Source organism: Paenibacillus sp. 1182, from assembly GCF_017833915.1.
Classification (GTDB): Bacteria; Bacillota; Bacilli; order Paenibacillales; family Paenibacillaceae; genus Paenibacillus; species Paenibacillus polymyxa_D.
This window is the reverse complement of the sequence record NZ_JAFICR010000009.1, coordinates 229,921-252,903: the sequence shown is the minus strand read 5'-3', so window position 1 is coordinate 252,903 and position 22,983 is coordinate 229,921. Positions and strand designations below refer to the sequence as shown.

The following is a 22,983-nucleotide window of genomic DNA, read 5'->3' as shown; positions in this document are numbered from 1 at the left end:
TATCTTATGCCTCACCATCCGATTGGCGCGGGCCTCGCAGCATCCATCTAAAAATGGTTATGTGATTGAATAGAGCGATGCAGACTTGAAAAAGGAACATATGTTCTGTATAATCTAGCTTAGCAATTTGGAAAATCCTGAACTAACGGAGATGCGGACATGGACGATAAATTTATTGAGGAACTACGTGAAATTAGCAGAAACGACAAGCGAAGATCCGAATTTCTTATTAAGGGTATGAAGGAAACACTTCAGGAAAGAAAAGAAAAAAACTTTATCGAAAGATGGATTTGGCGACAAAAAAATAAGAAGCGTATAGCGCGGAAGTTTAAATCCTAGTAGATATAACAACCGAATCTTCATAGCTTCATAGCACTTTACAAGTGCTTAGGTCACAGCTCATTAGGAGGCAGAGTCATGATTGAGCAACTAGTCCCAAACGACGATATATTAAATCAAAATCTATTTTTGGCTGATGAAGTTCGATACCATTTGATCCATCGAATTTGTGAGTCAGAAGGATCAACATGCCTCAAAACGTCCGATAAAAATATGGTCTTTGCTCAATCACCCGGACATAAGGCCTGGTTATGGATCTCACAACAAATCACAGATAATCATAAATTGACCTATATAGGAGAACTCTTACGTTATTTAAAAGGAACCACCCTATCAGGTGTATGTGGTGATGCCGAAACAGTCGAGAAGTTCGCAAATGCTTACGCACAACGTCGTCATGCTGCTCAGGTACATACCCATATGGTCATGGAATCTTATTTCTGTCCTAAATATAAAAAGCCCTCGGGCGTTGAGGGAATGATCCGACAATCCATCCCAGAGGATGTACAATTAGTTGCCCAGTTTCTAGCTGGTTTTTCAGAAGAAGCTTTAGGTAGTTTTATTGATCCGGTTAGTCAAATATCGGTTGCGGAGAAGACCATCGGGACAGGAAATTTGTATCTTTGGATTGTAAATAACATGCCTGTGTCCATGGCTAATATTGCTCACCGCTCGCCGAGACATGCTCGCATTAATGCTGTGTATACCCCGCCTAATTTACGAAAGAAAGGTTTTGCCAGCGGAATGGTATCCGAGCTATGTTCGATTTTGGAAAATGAGCATTTAGTACCCATGCTATATGCAGATTTAAAAAATTCGGTTTCCAATCAAGTTTATAAAAATATCGGCTTTAAGGAAGCCGGCAAAATCACTGATATTACGTTTGAATAAGCCCTCCTACTGCAAGAGAGCATATTATTGTTCATTCAAAATCAAAGAAGACCACAATGTCACCTTCATCACTGGGCCTCCTTTTCACTTATCTATAAGCTTTACTCCGTAACACCCAATTCCGTGTGGACTGAGGATCTTCGTGAAAGTAAATATACAGCCACAATAGCTATAACGACCCCTGCTGCTCCAAACCAGGTGATGGAAGCCAGCGAAACCTGACCAACAACTACACCACCGATCCCAGCTCCGGCCGCCATGGCAAGCTGCATCGTAGACTGATTGAGACTCAGCATCACACCGGAAGATTCAGGCACAAGAGTGACCAAGTTATATTGTTGAGTAGGTCCAGTTGTCCAGGCAGCGAACGACCAAAGGATCAATAAAGCAAATACTGCGATCAGGGAATGAGCGGCGGCAGGAAGTAAAAGCAAGGAAAAGACATGCAACACCATGCCCCCGAATAATGTAAAGGAAATACCCTTTTTATCTGCGCTGTATCCACCGATTTTCGACCCGATCAGGCTGGCAATCCCGAAGGCAAGTAATACTGAGTTTAGCATATTATCCCCTACACCTGATACATTCAGCAAGTACGGTGAAATGTAAGTATACGCGAGGAAATATCCCCCTCCCCAAAAGAAGGTAATCGCCAATCCCAAAGCAACTTCAGGCTTCTTCAGAAGAGCAAATTGCTGTAGTAAGGGAATCGGTTGATCTCCTTTTAAGCGAGGGATTGTCATAGCGATAACGATCAAAGCAATAATCGCTGTCAAAGCGATGCCGAGAAATACGGTTTTCCAGCCATATGATGCAGAAGATATCATTCTTCCAAGCGGCACCCCGATAATCAGCGAGGCTGTAAAACCCATAGTAACTGTAGCAATAGAACTGGCCTGCTTGCCGGCTGGAGCAATCTTCGCAGCAATGCTCAGTGCTGTAACCACAACCATCCCCGCCCCGAGGGCCATAAGAATACGTGCGGCGATAAACATTCCAAAACCCGGCAGAATAAAGGAGAGGGCATTAGCTACTGCAAATAATCCGAGCGAACTCAGGAGCAGCTTGCGTCTGTCCCATTTAGCGGTTACTGCCATCAGAATCGGCGTGCCAATCGCGTAAGCAAGAGAAAAGACTGTAATCAACTGTCCCGCTGCGGACACCGTAATCCCCATGGTTGTCGCAATCTGATCCAAAATGCCTGAGATAATGTATTCGGATGTGCCTACCAAAAAACTAACAATGGCCAAAATATACACTTTCCACGTGCTCTGCATTTTTAAATAACGCCTCTTTTCTTATATTGTTTTTATATTTTTACAAATATCGAAATTAAGACTAAAAAAAATTATGTCATCAGGAACGGGGCATATTTCTGCGCTGCTTCCACATCCAAGCTGTAATAGATAAACGTCCCCTCTTTACGGTATGTGAGCAGCCCCGACTCTGCCATTTGCTTCAGATGATGCGATAGCGTTGAAATAGCTACACTGTTCAGCTTCTCGCCCAGCACAGAGCAGCATTGGCCACTTTCCTCTTTTAGCAGAAGTGCTATCTTGAGACGAGTTGGTTCTCCAAGTGCTTTATATATTTTTACAGCTTGTTGCATTTCCGTTGTATCTTTCACCCTGTTCGGCTCCCTTCTGTTTCAGTCTTAATTTCGATGTTTGTCGAAATAAAGTTATCACAAACATTTGTAAAAGTAAACCCGTTTCTTCTAAAGACACTGCCTTTTTACACTCTGTGGTGTGAATGATGGTCTTTCTCATCTTATAAATAATCCCCCATCCATAAAAGGATGGAGGAAAAAATGATCTGAGTGTAAAGGGAGAATCATGGATGCCATAGCATTAATTCGGGCTTGCCGTGGGTCTGACAATAATTTCATTAACATCTACATCCGCTGGCTGCTCCATGGCATACAGAATGGAACGGGCTATGGCATCAGGCGAAATCGAAATACGACGGTACTCTTTCATTCCTTGCCGGGCCTCTTCATCTGAAATACTGTCAGCAAGCTCAGATTCAGTTACTCCCGGCGATACCAGCGTCACACGAATATCTCCCCCCACCTCCAAGCGCAATCCTTCAGAGATCGCCCGAACCGCATACTTTGTAGCGCAATACACCGCTGCAGTCGGGGTTACACTATACGCGCCAATAGAGGCGATATTGATAAACTGACCAAATCCTTGCTTTTTCATAATCGGAAGCCCTGCCGCAATCCCATGCAGAACGCCTCGTATATTTACATCAATCATGCGATCCCATTCCTCTACCTTCAGGGCCTCTAATTTTGAAAGAGGCATCACTCCCGCATTGTTCAAAATGACATCCACACGCCCAAATGTTTTTTCCGCGTAGTTAATGAACGCTTCCATCTGGTCCCTCTTCGTCACATCCAGTTGCTGATAATCAGCCGATCCACCTTTAGAACGAATCTCGGATGTCAGAGCCTCCAGTCGCTCTGTGCGTCTGGCCCCTAATATCACATGAGCCCCATGGCGAGCAAGTAAACGGGCAGTAGCTTCACCGATCCCACTGCTTGCCCCCGTAATAGCTACGACTTTCCCTTTAATATCCAACATGCTTATTCCTCCTCTAGTTTAAAATGTCACTGAAAAAAGATAAAATAGATTACTTTTTCTCTTCCCTGTAAAAAACCATCCCTGCATGATACAAGACACCATCTTTGAATTCACCATCTGCCGTAAATCCGGTGTCGTCCACATACTCGATATAGTCATCTTCTACGATGATATAGCTGCCTGTATAGGCACTTTGCCTTTGACCCCGTGCTTCATCATAACGGCCATTAGGCAAGAGTTCGTGACGGATATTTCCGTCTTCAGTTACCCACATCCCTATACAGGGATGCTGCGAAGCGTGTACACTTTTTTCCGCTTTGTTACTCTCCATGACTCCCACTCCTTTGCACTTCTATTTTTTTCTCAATTGCTCATTAGGTGTTGTATCTGCATCTTATTATGAGAGGAATGTCCATCGGGCTGGTAGAAGAATCAGAGCAAATTATTGCCTAATCCTCCAAAGACCCTTAATATGTAATAAACTACTGAAAATGAAAACGGGCTACGTTGAAAGAAGGGATGTGTCAAGATGGGGGCAACCAAAATAGAGGGTTCTACCATGGAAAACAAAGCCGAATTGGCAAGGCTTATAGAACGATTTTCAAATCAGGACGGAGTTCTCACTACAGCCATACCTTCGCTTCACTTCGTCCGAAGTTCAAATACAACCGTTCCGGTACATCAAGTCCATGAACCTGCCTTATGTATTGTGGCACAAGGCAGAAAAGTCGTGATGCTCGCAGAGGAAAGCTACCATTACGGCACATCCGACTACCTTGTTGTGTCGGTGGATTTGCCGATCTCGGGGCAGGTCATCCAAGCGTCATCAGAAGCTCCTTATTTGTGCCTCCGGCTCAATTTTGATCCGCATCAGGTTTTGGACCTGATCAAGGAATCTGCTTTTCCCACAAGCCCCATGCCTGATTCCAGACGAGGCTTGTATGTAAGTCAAACCAACTCACTACTGCTGGATGCCGTGGTAAGGCTAGTGCATCTTTTGGAAAACCCGCAAGATGTTCCGGTGCTTGCTCCATTAGTCATTCGTGAGATACTGTATAGGATTTTACAGGGTAATCAGGGGGAATCCTTAAAACAACTGGTCATGGCCGGTAGCCATTCCAACCGAATTGCAGAAGTCATAAAGCGGATTAAGCAGGATTATGATAAGCCGTTGCGTATTGAAGAATTGTCCAAACTAGCGAATATGAGTCCTTCGTCACTACATCGTCATTTTAAAGAGGTTACGGCTATGAGCCCCATGCAATATCAAAAACAATTACGTCTACAAGAGTCCCGCCGCCTGTTGTTATCCGAGTCAGCGGATGCGGCAGATGTAGGTTTTCAGGTAGGTTACGAGAGTCCCTCACAATTCAGCCGCGAATACGCCCGCTTGTTCGGCCTGCCTCCAATTAGTGATATCAAACGCTTGCGCTCGGATCAGGATCACCAGACCACTTGAGCACGTTGTTAGATGAACATATGAAACCAATGGTCCTACTAACGCTTATCCCATCATAGATGGCAGGATGTAAAAAAACAGCACAAACAACCGCTCTTCCGGTAGAGACGCGGCTGTTCAATATTTCCTCTATGCATGCATCAATACGGATTATCCAGCTTGACGAACAAAGCTCGAATGACATCCTTCTCTGCCGAAGTAAGCTTTTGTCCTGCCTCCCATTGTTGAATCTCTTTCTTGACTTCCTTGGGTTCTCTATAGCTGAGAGCATACCCGATGCTTCCTATACCTTGTGTGCGGTTGGTTTTGTCCATATTTGCCAATGCTCGAGTCATCGCAGTTCTGTCTCTTGTAAACAAATCTCCCATAAGGGCAGCATAGCTTTCGCTTAAAGCTCCATCCAAACCTTCAGAAGCTCGGATCAGATTTGGAAAACTTTTCGATGGAATAAAAGCTCGCTGCCTATACAAATATTCGATCATTTCCAGGCTTTGATGTTCATTGTTTTCGTTCATCTTTCCCCATTGGATTCCTGCTAAATGGTCCGTTATATGACGTACTTTTGCTTCATCACTGAGGGAAGAATCCTTATAAAAGGACAGCACAAGCTCCTCTTTACTTTGCTGGGTATGCTGCGTATCGGCTGCAGTTTGCTTAGACTCCCCATGGTTTGCTCCGGACGGCGCCACAGTTTCAGCATCCTGTCCCACTGGCTGGGGAGTACACCCTATGGTTACAGCCAGCATTAGTGCAGTACAAGCTGCAGAAACGAACCCATTCCCTTTTAACATGAATCCACTCTCCTGTCTGAACAAACAATGGTCGTTATAATTGCCCAAAATCCACTCCTATCTTGCTACGCCTGCAACCGTTCATCCATCTAACAAAGGAAGTTTCCATCTAGACTTTTACGCGTCACGTCCCACCGTAGGCTTACGGATCACGGAGACGCTCGATTCCCTCACGATCAGACGAGGCTCGAATTGCACACGCTCATAATCCCCAGGTGTCTGTTCCTGAATCCGCTTGAGCAGCAGCTCCGCAGCCAATCGTGCCACCTCTTCCCCCATGATGGAAACTGAGCTGATCTGAGGAGTCGTTACCATAGACCACAGATTGTTATCAATACCAACTACAGCAACCTCATCCGGCACTTTTACGCCCAAATCCTTAAATCGATTGACGATCCCTATCGCCACCATATCATTAACCGCATAAATAGCATCCGGCATATGTTTCAAGCTGTAAAAATAATCGGCAGCACGCAGCCCTGTCTCAAAGGAGAAATCATCACCAAAATAAACGAGTGAAGGGTCCACATGCTGGAGAGACTGCTCATAAGCAAAGTATCTTTCCTCGATTTTGTCCTTCGCAGCACCTGCATAGGCAATTCTTGTTCTGCCGATTTTAAGCAAATGCTCCATCACGAGTCTTCCCTCTTGCCGGGCCAGACTGACGATATCCGCTTTGACATCTTCGCCCAGCTTCTTGCCATAGTTAATAATGGACACGGGAACGCTAGCTTTGTTAATCAGATCTACCAACATTTTCGGATACGCCAGCGGCATAATGATGAGCCCGTCGACATGCAGCTTCTTGACCTCACGAACTGTTTCAAGCTCCATTCTGGCATTCCCGGCGGTATTGATTTGCACGACACGGTAACCATGCTGCTTGGCGGCCTGCTCTACGGACCAAGCGATTTCTGGAATAATCGCGTTACGAATGTCCGGCACGGCCAGCGCGATTTGTCGTGTCTGACGCACTTTCAAGCTCTGAGCCGAGGTGTTGGGCGTAAACCCCATCTCTTCAATCACTTGCAAAATCAAGGCTTTCGTTCTCGGGCTGATGCCCTCACTATCGTTAATAGCTCTGGAGACAGTCGCAATACCGACTCCTGCCCGCTTGGCTACATCCTCTATGGTTACTTTCTTTTGATCTGTCACGCCCAAAATCCTTTCAAGAACGGAATCGTTTTCTGACTTCCTAAAATAAAGTCTTAATACTGATATTATACCACAGAATGAGTGTCTAAAAATTGAAGTCGCTTTCTTCTTATCTTTGCTACATCTGGAAAATCCACAAAATATCTTTGTATAAAAGCAACGAGCCGAATATAGCACTGTAGTCACAAGTGATTATATTCACAAAAAAATCAAGTGCTTTTTGTATGAATTTGGTTTGACAATGTGTAAAATTTGTGACATATTATTTTTCGGAAACGTTTCCTAATTCATTCACTTTTATAGAGGCAATGATCATATATTCTTCAAGGAGATGACAAACATGCAAGCATTGAGATGGCATGGAGTAAAAGACTTACGATTGGAAAACATTGAGCAACCCGCCGCTCTGGCAGGAAAAGTAAAAATAAAAGTAGAATGGTGTGGCATTTGCGGAAGTGATCTTCACGAATATGTAGCAGGACCAATCTTTATTCCCCAAGATGCTCAGCATCCATTGACTGGCGAAAAAGCGCCGATCGTAATGGGACATGAATTCTCTGGACAAGTCGTCGAAATCGGCGAAGGTGTAACCAAGATTCAGGTTGGCGACCGTGTCGTTGTAGAACCGGTTTTTGCATGTGGAGAATGTGATGCATGTAAACAAGGCAAATATAATCTTTGCGATAAAATGGGCTTCCTCGGTCTGGCAGGCGGCGGCGGTGGATTTTCTGAATATGTCGCAGCTGACGAGCACATGGTTCACAAAATTCCAGAAAGCGTATCTTTCGAGCAAGGCGCATTGGTAGAGCCTTCGGCCGTTGCTTTGTATGCTGTTCGTCAAAGCCAACTGAAAGTCGGCGATAAAGCTGTAGTATTTGGCGCTGGTCCTATCGGATTGCTGGTTATTGAAGCGTTGAAAGCTTCGGGCGCATCTGAGATTTATGCAGTAGAGCTTTCTGAGGAGCGTAAAGCTAAAGCTGAAGAGTTGGGTGCTATTGTGCTTGATCCTAAGACTTATGATGTGGTGCAAGAGCTGCACAAACGGACCAACGGTGGCGTAGATGTAGCCTATGAAGTCACTGGAGTACCTCCTGTGCTGACTCAAGCTATTGAATCTACTAAAATCAGCGGACAAATCATGATCGTCAGCATTTTTGAAAAAGAAGCTCCGATTAAACCGAACAATATTGTCATGAAGGAACGCAATCTGACGGGTATTATCGGCTACCGTGATGTATTCCCGGCTGTTATCAGCCTGATGGAAAAAGGATATTTCCCAGCCGACAAGCTGGTTACCAAACGCATTAAGCTCGAAGAAGTGATTGAGCAAGGTTTTGAAGGACTCCTGAAAGAGAAAAATCAGGTTAAAATCCTGGTATCTCCGCAAGCCTAATTTAGAAAATAAACCAGATGTCTGCTCTATGCAGACATCTTTTATTATAAAACCGGGTTGCACGGCAAGAGTTCATACGGAATTAAAAAGACAAAACAGCGCTCTCCTACTGTGGCTTCTGCCGTTAAGTGAGAATAGCGCTGTTTTATTATAATCTAGTTTATTGAGTTACATTACTTAGTTACATTTTTCAGAACATCGTCAATCATTTGACTATTTGCAATTGTACCTGTATACAACCAGCTGGAATCCTTGCCAAAATCGTATACATGGCCTTCTTTAACGGCTGGAATTCCCGCCCATACAGGATCTTTTACAATATCTTCTTTACTTACGTTTTTGCTGTTCACGATAAAGACATAATCCGCATCCAGCTCGGCCAGCTTCTCCAGCGATAAATTACTCCAGTTCGCCTTAGCCGTTTTGGAAATCTCCTGTACGACTTGTGGAATCTTGAATCCCAAATCCTTATACAATACATCACCGCTGGATAGATTCTGGTTTACGACATACACGTTTTTATCCGTTACCCATAATGCCGCCGCAGTTTTTTGTCCCACCGTCTGACTCAGCTTGGCTTTAGCCTCTGCTGCTTTTTTGTCGTAGTTGCTCAATGCCTGCTTCGCTTCATTGCTCTTATTCAGCACCTCACCCACGGTCAGCAGTTCTTGACGCCAATCATTGTTCATATTACTGCCTACCACGTAGGTTGGAGCAATTTTAGAGTATTGATTATATTTGTCGCCTTCCACCATGCTCGCACTGTCCATAATGATTAAATCAGGCTTGAAGTTCAGAACCGCCTCAAACGGAAGATCTGAAGCGATGGTAGGAACATCCTTCAGTTCTTTTTGCAAGTAAGCTTGAACTGAATTTTTACCCACCGACCATTGGGCTACCGGTTTAACACCCAACGCCACCAGATGATCCTCCAGATAAGAAGCGATCACACGTTGAGGCTGAGCCGGAATCTTCACCTCATGCCCGAGTGCATCCTTCAGCACCCTTTCCTGTGATGTTGGTTCCGCTGATGTATTATTGTTCCCTTGCGAAGCACCATCGGTTGCCGTAGGACTGGATGTGTCTGAGCACGCGCTGAGCAGCAGGGTAAAACTAAGCAATAAAATAAATGCCATGGAATGCTTTGCGTTTCTATTCATTCGTAAAATCCCTTCATCATAATTTTGATAATGATTATTATCCTCAATACCAGTATGCAGGGCGCCACTTATCGAATCAATGGAACATTCGGACATGCTCAATGGATTATCTAGACGTGTATCTCCCATAAAAGCAGATGAATATAGGCTGTCCCGATAGTGAACCGGGGATACGCCAGTATATTTTTTGAATGCTCGGCTAAAGAAATAGACATCCGGGTACCCCACACTGACAGCAATATCCTGTAAAGTGGCATCCGTCTTCCGCAAAAGCTCCTTCGCCTTGTCCATTCGCAGTTGAATCAAGTACGTAATCGGGCTACAGTCTGTTTGTTTTTTAAATAACCGGGTCAGGTGCCGCGGACTACATTCCAATAATCCGGCCAAACGTTCCAGCGTAATGGACTCCGCGTAACAATCCTGCATAAATCGAATGGCCTGTGTCACGATACCCCGCGCAGAAGTTCGAGCCTTCGGTTCCTGCAATTGCCTCATACATTCATATGCAAAATCATAGAACCGACCCTGAGCCTGAATCTTGGATAGCGCCTCTTGATCCTGCCATGCGTACTTCAGTAGTTGAAGCTTTTGATACAGTATAACCGGATAAGGCGGTGAAAAACCATGAACTATCGAAGGATGATTATACACCGTATGTCCCGATAGTGAAGTCGCTTTATATAGTACAAGGATATATTCAATCCCGCATTGCGAGGGTTTCATATTCAGTACAAAGCCTTTGCTGCCATGCAGTACGTACCCTGAATGTGGCGTATCCTTCCAATCACCATCCAAACGCACGCTACCCTGCAATACAAATACAAAAGCCTGCGCTGGAAGACGATACGGTTGAAGCAACTCTTCTGGCTCCAGTCGAATATGCCGGACATCCATGACACGGATCGACGAGTGGAGCCATAAGGACAGCAGCTCGTTCAGCTCGTCAGCCTCATGCTCCTTACTCGTCCCGGTGTGGGAACCTGTCTGCTTTTTCCGGTCCTGCTTCACTTGTCAAGGCCTCCGCTTCATAAATATCATACTTTGTATCCAAACCAACCTCATTATATATCATCTTTTACTGCGTCTACCATGAGACAAATATTCCTGCACGAAACAAAGTGAATATACCATTTCCATGGTACAATTTGTATAATACAAGATTTAAAATACATAGGGGGTTTGACAGCATGAGCGGTCCCAACGTTGCATTGAGTACAGGAGCTAATGCACCATTCGGTAAGGAAGATACAGTGCGGGTCACCATTACATGGAAGCATGCACCTGCCGAACTGGATGTTAGCTGTTTTATGGTAGGAGCAGACGGAAAGGTTTCCTCAGATGACTATTTCGTTTTTTACAATCAACCCGCTGACCCGCACGGCCATGTACGGTTACAGCGTCCAAATGACAGAACCACTGAGTTTACTGTAGCGCTCCAGGAACTGGAACGAACCGGGGTGGAAAAATGTGTGTTTGCGGCCACACTGGACGGCCCAGGTACTTTTGCCGATGTGGTCGGCTGCTCAGTTACTGCTCAAGGCAAGCAATCCCATATCACCTACAGCATCACCGAAGCCACCAGTGAGACATCGCTTGTGCTGGCAGAAGTGTATCGTCATACGTCTGGCTTCAAGCTTCGCGCAGTTGGGCGTGGTTTCAACGGAGGACTAAAGCCGCTTGCCGAAGCTCATGGTGTGACCGTGGAGGAAACGGAATCGCCAGTGGATACCGTTCAGATGAACATCCCTACATCGGCGATCTTAAGCGCGGTAGGTGCTAAAGCTGGCGGAAAAGAGACTGCCCCCATTAACGCAAGAATTAATCTGCACAAGCAGAATGTACAATTTTCACTGAAAAAGAAAAAAATAGACCGTGAAAAAGCACGTGTAGCGGTTGTATTCGATGCTTCTATTTCTATGTTCAAATTGTACACGGGTGGGACTGTGCAAAAAGCCTGCGAACGTGTGTTGGCTGTAGCCGCCTGTATGGATGACGATGGTGAAATGGATGTATGGTTTTTTGCGGACAAAGCCAAACGTGCTCCAAGCGTCACAGAGAGGAATTTCGAGAATTACATTCATAGGAATTATGCTGAGCCTAGTGAAGATAGTGAGCTGGGGTGGGGCAATAACGAGCCAGAAGTCATGAAGGATATCATACTTAAATACACAAAAGAAGATCCCAACGACATGATCCCGACCTACATTATCTTTTTTAGTGATGGAGGTATTTATGAACAAAAAAAAATAGAACAGCTGCTGATTAAAAGCTCAAGCACTCCGATTTTCTGGCAATTTGTAGGTCTTGGTAAAGCCGATTACGGAATTCTTCGAAAGTTGGATAAGATGCGCGGCCGCGTAGTAGATAATGCAGATTTCTTTGCCTTGGATGACATTGACTCCGTGACAGATGCAGAATTGTACGACCGTCTGCTGAATGAGTTTCCTAGTTGGCTCAAGCAAGTACGGGCTAAAGGAATATTGCGGAGCTAGTTCCCGCCGTAACGCCAATACTGCACCAGATTAACGCCCTCATGCCCCCTGCGTGATCACTTAAATATCACCAAGTAGAGCAATAAGAGGCACAATGATCGCTGATAAAGCAATCCTCAGCGCCAGCATTCTGCCTCTGTTATCTTCAGTTTGTCCTCTATCGATTTCAATCTCCCTACCATATCCTATTTCTTTCATTTCCTAATTGGATATTTTCATGTAGTATAAGTCTAATTGAAGTAACCCTGTTTGGGCTATGCTGAAGCTATACACTATATGAAGGAGGATTTCATATTGAAATCAAATGAACCCACTTTGCACAAAAAGCTGCTCCCACGGCATATTACCTTTATGGCTATGGGCGGAGTCATCGGGACGGGTATTTTTAAAGGAAGCACCGAAACGATTAGCTTGGCGGGACCAGGAGTTATTTTATCCTATGTCTTCGCAGGACTCCTGCTCTTGGTCGTTATGGGCGCAATTGCCGAGATGGCTACCGTCTATCCCAACATGAATATGAAGGATTTTATTCGCAAAGCTTTTGGAGAACGACTGTCCTTTATTATCGGCTGGTTGTATTGCTTCATGTGGCTGGCCGTCTGTATCATTGAGGTCATTGCTGCGGGTAGCTTCCTGCAATATTGGTTGCCAGATGTCCCTCTATGGGTACTCAGTTTAGTCAGTGCGGCTTTCATTATTGTCGTCAACATGCTGAGTGTCGGCGGATTTGGGGAACTGGAATTTTGGCTTGCAGGTATTAAGATTGCCATGATTATTATCTTCATCGCCTTAGGTGGCTGTATACTGTTCGGGATTATTCCCACTGAAACTCCACCTTATCTAAGCAACTACGCGCAGCACGGCGGATTTCTACCCAATGGCTGGTTGGCTATCTTTTCAGCGCTGCTGGTCGTAACCTTTTCATACGGAGGGTCCGAGCTGATTGGACTGACGTTGACGGAAACAGAAAATCCGGAAAAAGTACTGCCTAGAGTGGTTAAAAGCTTTATTCTTCGCGTTGTTTTGTTCTATACGTTGCCAATTCTCATCATTTGTGGCTTGATTCCCTGGAACCAACTGGATGCGAATACCAGCCCGTTTGTACAGGTATTGTCTTCTGTAGGGCTTCAAGGCTCGGCTCATGTCATGAACTTTATTCTGATCACTGCTGTACTGTCTGCCGCCAATTCGGGAATTTATGGGGCTACACGTATGCTCCATTCGCTGGCTGTCAATGGAGAAGGCCCCAAGTCACTTGCCCGCCTGTCTTCCAATGGGGTTCCAGTGAATAGTCTCAAATTGTGTGCTGTAATCCTGATTGTCGGTTCCATGGTTGCTTATATCGCTCAGGACGGGCTTTTCCGTATTTTGATGGCTGTGCCGGGCTTCGTCGTGCTGCTCGTCTGGAGCTGCATTTGTCTGTCCCAATTGAAATTGCGCAAATCTTATCCAGTGGAGCCTACTTTCAAGATATGGGGATTCCCTTATGTAACGGCGATTACAGTGGGATGCCTATGGATAATCGCGGTTCTATTCTTGCTTGACCCGCAAAATCGCATCAGCATTAGCGTGTGCGTGGCTTTCATGGTATTTCTGGTCATTTGGTCTTTGGTGAAGTTCCGGAGAAAGCAGGCGTAAGCAGCATATGATTCAATCGTACTTATTTCCTGTTTCATATGCCTTTCTTGCGTTTCCTTTTGCTGCGTTATTGTTCACACTGCCTTTCCTAATCGTGCAATATCGCAGGCATGGCTATATTCACAAGGCTAGAGCATGGCTGCTTTACCTGATGCTTTTATACTTGATGAACGCCTTCTTTCTGGTCATATTACCGCTTCCGGCATCGCGTCATAATGCTGCATTAACCGGGGGAGCGTTGCAGTTAATGCCCTTGCAGTTCGTTCAAGACATTATAAGAGAAACATCCGTCTCACCCGCTCATCCCTCCAGCTATGTTCATTTGCTGAAGGAGCGTGCCTTTCTACAAGTCGTTTTTAACGTTGTGATGACCATGCCTTTCGGTATGTTCTTACGTTATTATTTCCGTGCACGATGGGGATGGTGTCTGATTCTGTCTTTCACCCTGTCCCTCTTCTTTGAGGTGACACAGCTGACAGGATTATATGGATTTTTTGACCATGCGTATCGTGTATTCGATGTGGACGATCTGCTGGCTAATACATTGGGCGGTATGCTAGGCTTTCTATTAGGCGAATGGTTTTCACGCTTCCTGCCTCGCTTGGAGCATCTGGACAAGCATTTGGACATTACGACCAAACGGGTGTCCTATACCCGACGGGGTGTTGCCTTTTTCGTGGATTCTATCCTTTGGGCAGGGTTGCTCAGCATTATGGAGTCCATGCATGTATCTGCTGCTTTCTGGGTTTCCAGTGGAATTTACTTTATGGTGGTTCCTTACCTGACAAATGGACGAACTCCGGGGAAGTGGCTGGTACGCATTCATCTGATAGGGAGAGGAAAAAGAGTTGCCCTGTGGGAGCTCATTAAGCGCTACAGTCTCTTGTATTGGTTGTATTTTGGACTTAATTACGTACTAGGTGGATCTGTACTGGGATCTCATCTGTCTCCTTGGATAAATGTTATGATCAGCCTTGTGCTGTTGGTGATGAACGGATGGTTCTTTTTCCATCTAGTCATACGCCTATTCAAGAAAGCACCGTTATTTTATGAGGAGCTTAGTCATACTTCGCACCAGATTATATGGCCCAAGCGCTACCATCCTACTCAGAATGACCCCGCTGACCCAACACAGACGTCGGGAGCGAATATAGTACAAAAATAACCAGAGGATCGACACGTCATCAAGCCCCGGATCTGCATTGCATCCTGGCGAATAAAAAAACAGGCGAAGCAAAGGGATGTGCCTTTGCTCCGCCTGTTTTTATTTTGCGTATATTTTTATGTTGCATATAGATATAACTTAACTTATTTCCACTGTGCAATTTGATCAATAGGTAAACGTGTGGAAGGATGACCATCGTTGATTCCTTTACCCATGGAAATGAGCATAACAGGGACATAACGATCTTTGTCCAGACCAAAGGCTTCAGCAATTTGATCCTTCTCATAACCGCCGATAGCGTTGGTGTCGTATCCATGAGCGCGCGCCACCAGCATAAGCTGCATGGATACCAAACCACCGTCGATCAGGACCGTTTCTTTGTTCACAACGGGATCAAGCGCTGCAAAGTGAGCTGCTACTTTTTCCTGTTGCATTTCTTTAATGTCTTTTGGCATATAGCCCAGTTCTACAGCTTCTCCGAAAATTTGTTCGAAATTATCAAAGTTGTTCAAATCTCCAAACACAGCGATCACTGCCGAAGATGTCTCCACTTGACGTTGGTTGAAACGGGCCAATGGTGCCAGTGTGGCTTTACCTTCAGGGCTGTCAATGACGAGGAAACGCCAAGGTTGCAGGTTAATGGAAGATGGTGCGCGTGTAGCTTCTGTCAAAATCTCAGTCATTTCCTCACGGCTGATCTTCACGGACGGATCGTATACTTTTACCGAACGGCGTCCCAGGGCGATTTCTTTAAAATCATTCGTTTTTACAGTACTGGATGTATTCGTATTATTCATTCCAATCTCTCCTTATCCCTCTGTGGGTATAGTAATGTTAAAAAAATGTTGTCAGTCCATATCGGATATATGACTATTCATCACTTGCAGCATATCAGCTAGCTGGTGCCGCTGGGTCTCGTCGAAGCTCTGTAGCATCTGAGCTACAAACTGTGAACGCTCCTGCTTAAAGATGACAATGCGTGCACGCCCATAATCGGTCAGGCTTACCAAGGTAACCCTGTTGTCCTCTGGCTTTGTGCGTCGAGTGACCATTTCTGTCGCTTCCAGTTGTTTCAAATGGCGTGTTACGGCTGCAGCGTCAATGCCAACCTCTTTTTGCAACAGAGTTTGACTGATTTCCTTCACTTGATACAACTTGCACAATAGTTGCAATCTGGATGCGCTGACTCCTGCACAACGCTCAAACTTGGAGCTAATCTGCTTGTTCAGCAACAACAGCATGTCAAAAATATACTCAGGCTCGGATGGTGTCTGGGTGATATCAATCTCTCCTCCCTTAAGCATATCGCTGGGCTTCATGATCCAACCTTTGATCCATCAATTATTGATCTATCAAGTAATATACATCCTCTTTAAAAATAAATCAAGTCCCTGATAAAAATAAAGTGTCTCATTCCAAATAAAAGCTGAGCGACTCACACAGAGTCGCTCAGCTTCAATATTGCTTTTATTAGCTAGGTTATTCAATCATTGTACAATAGAGATAAGGAGTTGTGCCGTTGAGTTAGATAATCCCGTGAGACAGCATAGCATCAGCCACACGCACAAATCCTGCGATATTGGCTCCGACAACCAGATTGCCCGGCACGCCGTATTCCTCAGCCGCCTTTACGCTGTTAGCATAGATATTTTTCATAATATCATGCAGCTTGGCATCCACTTCCTCAAAGGTCCAAGATAGACGCATGCTGTTTTGTGACATTTCGAGCGCCGACACGGCTACTCCACCTGCATTGGCAGCTTTGGCTGGCCCAAACAGAACTCCATTGTCCAAAAACACTTCAATGGCCTGTAGCGAGGATGGCATATTGGCACCTTCGCCTATAGCTTTTACGCCATTGCTTACCAGCAGCTGGGCTGCTTGCTCGTCAATTTCATTCTGTGTGGCGCATGGCAGTGCGATGTCGCATTGGATCGACCAGATCCCCGAACAGCCTTCTGTATAGATTGCGCCTGGACGCTCTTGAGTATACTCGCTAATCCGCAGACGATTCACTTCTTTCAGCTGCTTTACCAGCTGCAGATCGATACCGTCTGGATCATAGATGTAGCCATTCGAGTCACTACATGCCACGACTGTAGCACCGAGCTGCTGTGCTTTTTCAATCGCATAAATAGATACGTTCCCCGAGCCGGACACGACGACGCGTTTTCCTTCAAAAGACGATCCCTGAGCCTGCAACATCTCGTTTACAAAATATACACAACCGTAGCCAGTCGCTTCTGTACGTGTGAGACTGCCTCCGTAATGAATCCCTTTACCCGTCAGGACGCCACCTTCATGTCCTCCGCGAATCCGCTTGTACTGCCCGAACATGTATCCGATCTCACGTCCGCCTACACCAATATCCCCTGCCGGAACGTCGGCATCTGGACCAATATATTTATACAACTCAGTCATGAAGCTTTGTGTAAAACGCATGACTTCGTTATCTGATTTCCCTTTGGGATCAAAATCCGAGCCGCCTTTACCTCCACCGATGGGAAGACCCGTCAATGCATTTTTGAAAACTTGCTCAAAACCCAAAAATTTGACGATTCCCAGATATACAGACGGATGGAAGCGAAGTCCACCTTTATAAGGCCCTATCGCACTGTTAAACTGTACGCGGAAGCCGCGGTTTACCTGTACAACCCCTGCATCATCCACCCAAGGTACACGGAAGGTAATGACTCGCTCCGGCTCCACTAGCCGTTCCAGAAGCCCCTGCTGCATATACTTAGGATGCTTAGCCAATACCGGAATTAGCGAATCCAATATTTCCTTGACGGCCTGATGGAATTCATTCTCATGAGGATTGCGCGCGATAACCTTCTCAAAAACGGACTGCACATATTCGGCTGCTGCTTGTTGACTCTGCTCTGGACGGATCATGGTCATTACTTAATACACCCCTTTTATAATTAGCCCCTCTGTTAAATGACGGAACGACTTGATTCTGCACCTTCGAGAGTGGAACCTTATGTATTCATAAAATTTAGTTAACTATACATGATTTTTTATAATAATACAGCAAATTCGCCTATAAAAGATTTTTGTATCCTTCATTAAATAACTCTATGAACCTCTCATTGCCTGTTAGTTTCCTGAAGCTAAATCCCTTGATTTACGGGCTTTTTCTCCAATTTCCAAGACCCTAACACCTTACTCTATATGGCATTATAATGTGAACAAATTCAAACTAATACATACATCATATCTGGAAAATATGGATATAAAAAAGAAGGCTAGCGCACAGGGCGTAGCCTCTTTTCCCATTCTTTTACACATAAAAGGCTTCAAGCTGACGCACAATTTCTGCTTCGTCATGCTCTACCACCTGCTGATGCTGCGATTTCGAGAACAATTGTTCAATTTGCGTCGGGAACTCCTGCTTGATGTCCACCAGACGAATAGCTTCATCAAATTTGGCCGGATGTGCTGTCGCAAAGGTCACACATACTTCGTCCGCGCCATTATACGCCTCATACGCGGCAATACCGCAAGCCGTATGGGGATCGAGCAAATAATCGTATTCGGCCTTGTATTTCTTGATTAGCTCCAGACACTGCTCATTCGAAGCGCCGAGCGCTTCAAAATCCTGCCGTACCCGCTTCAAATCCTCTGCACTGATCACAATCCGTCCCTCAGTTTTGAGGTTATTCATGTATTCAGATACCTTGGCAGCATCCTCACCGAGGAAGTAATAAAGGTATCTTTCGAAATTGCTCGCCACCTGAATGTCCATGGAAGGACTGTATGTGCTTTTGAAATCGCCCGGTTGGTATTCGCCAGTCTTCACAAAGCGCTCCAAAATATTATTTTCATTGGTGGCAATGATCAGCTTATGGATCGGCAAGCCCATTTTTTTCGCAAGAAAGCCAGAAAAGATATTGCCAAAGTTGCCGGATGGCACGCTGATATTGATTTTTTTCGTACCCGCTGACTCCTGCGCCCGGAAATAAGCATAAAAGTAATATACGGTTTGCGCCAAAATACGCACAAAGTTAATCGAGTTAATCGCCCGCAAATGATGTTTAGCTTTGAAATCGAGATCGGCAAACAGGTCCTTAATGACTTTTTGACAATCGTCAAAGTTCCCTTTTACGGATAGATTCAGTACATTTTCATCGTCAACCGTCGTCATTTGCAGCTCTTGTACCTTGCTCACCTTTTGGTGTGGGTGCAAAATACAGATTTTAATGCCTTCCTTGCCACGCACGCCCTGAATAGCTGCTGCCCCGGTATCGCCTGAGGTTGCACCCAAAATGTGAATGATCTCATTCTGCTTTTTGGACACATAGGAATAAAACTCACCCATAAATTGCAGCGCCACATCCTTGAACGCGAACGTAGGCCCGTGGAACAGCTCCAAAATAGACAGGGAATCGTTGATCTTCTTCACTGGCGTAACTTCCGGGTGACGGAAGCTCGCGTAACTGCGCTCCACCAGCTGCTCCAAATCTTCACGAGGAATCTCATCATTGATATACAGCGCAAAAACTTCCAGAAGCAGCTCTCTGTAGCTCAATGTTGCCCATTGCTCCAAAGTAGCTGCCGACACGGTCGGTATCTGCTCCGGTACCATTAGACCTCCATCGTCAGCTAACCCCATGAGCACGGTATCAATAAATCCCTTGGCTTCTACTCGACCTCTAGTGCTTATATATCTCATATACATCCCCCAATAAAAATTCAATTCGAACCTTTTTTCGAATATATTATTGTCTATAATACCCTGTCGCGGTGCTGTAACCAAGCCTTTTTTTCATATTTCACAGACTTTCTCCTACTTTACCATACCCTGATGCATCAGGCATCTGTAATCACTAGGCAATCGGAACGTCAGAAACAGGCCGTGAGTCTGAAAAAAGAAGGCTGCTCCAGTCATTAGGAACCTGAAATCGAGAGTGCAGCCAGCTTGAGCGAAGGGGATGTGCAGCTTCCCGTAAAACGCAAATCGTTGCCAACTTCCTCTACCTGCTGCAACACGTCAAAGAAGTTGCCCGATACGGTGATCTGATTGACTGCTCTGACCACTTGCCCCTGCTCAATCCAGTATCCCAGACAAGCCAGCGAAAAGTTACCGGACGCCGTATTCGTACCCGCATGCAGCCCTTGCAACTCGACGATCATCAACCCGCGATCCGTCTTGCGAATCATGTCCTCCAACGTAGACGTCCCTGCTTCCACATACAGATTATGATACGACACACCAATTTTACCGTTATAACTGCCCTTGGAAGCATTAGAGGTACTTTCCACCCCAGCCTTGCGGGCTGTCTTGCGGTTATGGAAATACGTCCGTAGTTCCCCGTCCTTGATGATCTCGTTACGATGCGTTGCACTGCCTTCAGCATCAAACGTGCTGCCTGCCGGAACGTTCTCCATCAACGGATCATCAATCAGCGTGATATGTTCGCTTGCCACCTTTTGCCCCAGTTTCCCTGCCAAGCGTGAAAAGCCTTTATCCACCGACTCCGCAGAAAATACCGACGTATACGCAGCCAGCAATTGCGCGGCTGCATCATGACGGAAAATGACTGGATAATTATCCGATTGGATCGTGTGCGCACCCAGCTTGGAAACAGCCTCTTTTACGGCTTTATGCGCCACATCCGCAATATCGATTTCTTCCACACTTCGCAGCGAATAATCATGCCAGCCCCCGGTAACGGTCTCGTCATGATCTGCTGCAATCACATACACATAAGCGCTTGCCAGACTTTTGCGACGATGGCAGTGCAGTCCTTTTGTATTTACTATCAGAACCTCATTTTCACGAATGCTGACCGAGCAATGCCGAGCCATCACAATCCTTGGATCTGCAACAAGCGCTGTGCGCTCCATTTCTAGCGCCGCTTCAATCAGAATCTCAGGAGCGGTGTCGACCAACGCTGAGGCATAGGCAGGCTGCTCAGGATAACTCTCAGAGCCTGCGAACAGCTCTTCCTGTTCCTCGCTCTCCAATATGTCCGCATTGCTGCGTGCTTCATCCAATAAAAAGTCGATCACGTCCGGTTCCAGCTTCTCCGTAGAGGCATAACCCATTTTCCCGTTAATGACGCCCCTGAAGGAAAGCCCACCGTTTTCCACGATGGTATATTGATCAATTTCTCCCTTCAGTACCTTTACCGAGGTAGAACGTCCATTGACATAGTAGATTTCCATATCCGCGTAGCCGATTTCCCGGCCTTTGGTGAACAACGCTTCCTGAAATTGCTGAATATTCATCGCCTATTCCCCCTTCCGTCCGCCAACGGTCATCTCGGACACGCGAATTGTCGGCTGTCCGCAGTTGACCGGAAGACTTCCGCTGACCGAACCGCACATCCCCTGACCATGATCCAGATTGTTGCCGACCATATCAATATTTTGTAGGGTTTCAATCCCTTTGCCGATCAATGTTGCGCCTTTGACCGGCTCGGCAATTTTGCCGTTGCGAATCATGTACGCCTCTTCGACCGCAAAATTAAACTCGCTCGTCGAGGTGTTCACCGAACCACCACCCAGCGATTTGGCATAGATTCCGTACTCCGTATTGGCAATGATTTCTTCACGGGTCGAATCCCCGTTCGCAATAAACGTATTATTCATACGGGACGCAGGCGCGAATTTATAGGACTGTCTACGTCCTGACCCTGTCGCAGGCACACCCATCTGGCGCGAGCCCATGCGGTCGATCAGATATCCTTTTAAAATGCCGTTCTCAATTAATACGTTGCGCTGTGTCGGCGCTCCTTCATCATCGATATTGAGCGAGCCCCAAGCGTTCTGAATCGTTCCATCGTCTATAGCCGTGACAAGCGGTGAAGCTACCTGCTGCCCGATCTTATTGGCAAACACGGAGGTTCCATGGGCCACCGCCGTAGATTCCAGCCCGTGCCCACACGCCTCGTGAAAAAGAACGCCACCGAAGCCGTTCTCAATCACGACCGGCAGTCTGCCACTAGGTGCATATCCCGCTTTAACCATCGTGGACGCAATACGAGCGGCGTGTCTGGCATTTTCTTCGATATTCAGATTCTCCAGGAATTCAGTCCCTGCATACGCTCCCGGCCCACGGAACCCGGATTGTCTATGCTCCCCGTGTGTCGCAATCGCGCTTATTCTCATGCGTGTATACGTACGGGTATCCTCCACCAGTAGCCCGTTGCTATTGGCGATCAGCACGTTCTGGATCGAGTTGCTAATCCCAATGGAGGTTTGCGTAATGGAAGGATCGTATTGGCTTGCCGCCTCATGCGCCCGTCTCATCATGTCGATCTTGGCGCGTTTCTGTGAACCGTCAGGAATGATCGCAATTGGATGTTGGTTAGGGATGGCATGGGGATGGAGTGTAATGGTGTGTGTACCTGGCGCTCCACCACCGCGAATGGCCTTGGCGGCCGATTTGGCCAGTCGGATCAGGCTCTGTTTGCTCATATCGCTGGTGTAGGCGTACACCGAGAAATGCTCCTTCATAATCCGAATACCAATCCCAAAATCCCGGCCTGACAGCGCCGTATCCACAACTCCCCCGGTCATGCCCAGTTGTCCATTGGTGCGGTCCTCGACGAACACCTCTGCAAAATCTCCGCCCGTCTCCAGCGCGGCTTGCAGCATATCCTGAATCTGTGTTGGATGTATCATCACGTTCCTCCTCGTTTTTGCCGTATTTCTTATTGTACGGTTAAGCGATCAAGATAATATGCGGGTTCATGTTTATTTCCCATAACTTTACTATACATGATGTTGGGAGTGGGTGTAACTATCTGGGTGGCAAGTGGTTTGGAGGAGGTGAAGATTTATGCGTGGGGATGGAGGGATTGAAATGAGAAAACCCGATCAGACTGTGAAGGGTCATGTCGGGTTAATGGAAAAAAATTGATTACTGGTTGGGTTGAGCAAGTACGTGCATATGATGCCGCTA

General features: G+C 46.0%; 20 protein-coding genes. 7 read left to right on the top strand and 13 right to left on the bottom strand.

The genetic code is table 11. The annotated features are described in order from the left end of the window. The first annotated feature begins 159 nt into the window (after positions 1–159). Together JOD82_RS19095 and JOD82_RS19090 are read left to right on the top strand one after the other, a co-directional pair. Entirely contained in the window at positions 160–339 is a 180-nt protein-coding gene (locus JOD82_RS19095; protein WP_029515542.1) for a hypothetical protein, read from the top strand. A gap of 78 nt (positions 340–417) precedes the next feature. Next, a complete protein-coding gene (locus JOD82_RS19090) occupies positions 418–1,230 on the top strand; it encodes a GNAT family N-acetyltransferase (RefSeq protein ID WP_029515543.1) in 813 nt (270 codons plus the stop codon). A gap of 101 nt (positions 1,231–1,331) precedes the next feature. Here the strand turns inward: JOD82_RS19090 and JOD82_RS19085 are convergent, their stop codons facing one another. The 4 genes from JOD82_RS19085 to JOD82_RS19070 form a co-directional block, all read right to left on the bottom strand. Next, on the bottom strand, positions 1,332–2,507 hold the full coding sequence (locus tag JOD82_RS19085; protein ID WP_209949806.1) for an MFS transporter: 1,176 nt from the start codon (positions 2,505–2,507) through the stop codon (positions 1,332–1,334). A 71-nt stretch (positions 2,508–2,578) separates the two neighbouring features. Beyond that, a complete protein-coding gene (locus tag JOD82_RS19080; protein WP_029515545.1) occupies positions 2,579–2,857 on the bottom strand; it encodes an ArsR/SmtB family transcription factor in 279 nt (92 codons plus the stop codon). 223 nt (positions 2,858–3,080) lie between these two features. Continuing rightward, entirely contained in the window at positions 3,081–3,818 is a 738-nt protein-coding gene (locus JOD82_RS19075) for an SDR family oxidoreductase (protein WP_209949805.1), read from the bottom strand. A 49-nt stretch (positions 3,819–3,867) separates the two neighbouring features. Continuing rightward, positions 3,868–4,149 carry an Atu4866 domain-containing protein gene (locus JOD82_RS19070; RefSeq protein ID WP_029515546.1) on the bottom strand — a complete coding sequence of 94 codons (282 nt, stop codon included), beginning with the start codon at positions 4,147–4,149 and terminating at the stop codon, positions 3,868–3,870. A gap of 198 nt (positions 4,150–4,347) precedes the next feature. On the opposite strand from JOD82_RS19070, the gene JOD82_RS19065 reads away from it, so the two are divergent. After that, the gene (locus JOD82_RS19065; RefSeq protein ID WP_209949804.1) at positions 4,348–5,277 is read left to right on the top strand and encodes an AraC family transcriptional regulator; all 930 of its coding nucleotides are present in this window, start codon (positions 4,348–4,350) and stop codon (positions 5,275–5,277) included. Between the two features lie 140 nt (positions 5,278–5,417). Here the strand turns inward: JOD82_RS19065 and JOD82_RS19060 are convergent, their stop codons facing one another. Both JOD82_RS19060 and JOD82_RS19055 read right to left on the bottom strand, forming a co-directional pair. After that, positions 5,418–6,068: a hypothetical protein gene (locus tag JOD82_RS19060; protein WP_209949803.1), complete on the bottom strand. Its 651-nt coding sequence runs from the start codon at positions 6,066–6,068 to the stop codon at positions 5,418–5,420. A gap of 117 nt (positions 6,069–6,185) precedes the next feature. Further along, the gene (locus JOD82_RS19055) at positions 6,186–7,223 is read right to left on the bottom strand and encodes a LacI family DNA-binding transcriptional regulator (RefSeq protein ID WP_209949802.1); all 1,038 of its coding nucleotides are present in this window, start codon (positions 7,221–7,223) and stop codon (positions 6,186–6,188) included. Between the two features lie 340 nt (positions 7,224–7,563). On the opposite strand from JOD82_RS19055, the gene JOD82_RS19050 reads away from it, so the two are divergent. Next, positions 7,564–8,616 carry a 2,3-butanediol dehydrogenase gene (locus JOD82_RS19050; RefSeq protein ID WP_029515549.1) on the top strand — a complete coding sequence of 351 codons (1,053 nt, stop codon included), beginning with the start codon at positions 7,564–7,566 and terminating at the stop codon, positions 8,614–8,616. Positions 8,617–8,789: 173 nt separating this feature from the next. On the opposite strand, the gene JOD82_RS19045 is transcribed toward JOD82_RS19050, so the two are convergent. Continuing rightward, on the bottom strand, positions 8,790–10,784 hold the full coding sequence (locus JOD82_RS19045; protein WP_081317522.1) for an AraC family transcriptional regulator: 1,995 nt from the start codon (positions 10,782–10,784) through the stop codon (positions 8,790–8,792). Between the two features lie 179 nt (positions 10,785–10,963). Here JOD82_RS19045 and JOD82_RS19040 point away from each other — a divergent pair, with 179 nt between their 5' ends. The 3 genes from JOD82_RS19040 (at position 10,964) to JOD82_RS19030 (ending at position 15,071) form a co-directional block, all read left to right on the top strand. Further along, a complete protein-coding gene (locus JOD82_RS19040; RefSeq protein ID WP_069010475.1) occupies positions 10,964–12,268 on the top strand; it encodes a VWA domain-containing protein in 1,305 nt (434 codons plus the stop codon). Between the two features lie 294 nt (positions 12,269–12,562). Continuing rightward, the gene (locus JOD82_RS19035) at positions 12,563–13,906 is read left to right on the top strand and encodes an amino acid permease (protein WP_029515552.1); all 1,344 of its coding nucleotides are present in this window, start codon (positions 12,563–12,565) and stop codon (positions 13,904–13,906) included. Positions 13,907–13,913: 7 nt separating this feature from the next. Then, a complete protein-coding gene (locus JOD82_RS19030) occupies positions 13,914–15,071 on the top strand; it encodes a VanZ family protein (protein ID WP_165149694.1) in 1,158 nt (385 codons plus the stop codon). Between the two features lie 143 nt (positions 15,072–15,214). Here the strand turns inward: JOD82_RS19030 and JOD82_RS19025 are convergent, their stop codons facing one another. From JOD82_RS19025 to JOD82_RS19000, 6 genes are all read right to left on the bottom strand, one after another. Next, positions 15,215–15,868, bottom strand: coding sequence for a nitroreductase family protein (locus tag JOD82_RS19025; protein WP_069010473.1), 654 nt, complete (start codon positions 15,866–15,868; stop codon positions 15,215–15,217). Positions 15,869–15,919: 51 nt separating this feature from the next. Continuing rightward, on the bottom strand, positions 15,920–16,312 hold the full coding sequence (locus tag JOD82_RS19020) for a MarR family winged helix-turn-helix transcriptional regulator (RefSeq protein WP_029515555.1): 393 nt from the start codon (positions 16,310–16,312) through the stop codon (positions 15,920–15,922). A gap of 283 nt (positions 16,313–16,595) precedes the next feature. Beyond that, positions 16,596–17,972, bottom strand: a complete 1,377-nt coding sequence (gene gdhA, locus JOD82_RS19015; RefSeq protein ID WP_209949801.1) for an NADP-specific glutamate dehydrogenase — start codon at positions 17,970–17,972, stop codon at positions 16,596–16,598. Between the two features lie 382 nt (positions 17,973–18,354). After that, entirely contained in the window at positions 18,355–19,746 is a 1,392-nt protein-coding gene (thrC, locus tag JOD82_RS19010) for a threonine synthase (protein ID WP_209949800.1), read from the bottom strand. A gap of 215 nt (positions 19,747–19,961) precedes the next feature. Continuing rightward, positions 19,962–21,305 (bottom strand): TldD/PmbA family protein, encoded by a 1,344-nt coding sequence (locus JOD82_RS19005; RefSeq protein WP_209949799.1) that lies wholly within the window; start codon positions 21,303–21,305, stop codon positions 19,962–19,964. Between the two features lie 3 nt (positions 21,306–21,308). Continuing rightward, positions 21,309–22,703, bottom strand: coding sequence for a TldD/PmbA family protein (locus JOD82_RS19000; RefSeq protein ID WP_209949798.1), 1,395 nt, complete (start codon positions 22,701–22,703; stop codon positions 21,309–21,311). Between the last annotated feature and the right edge of the window lie 280 nt (positions 22,704–22,983).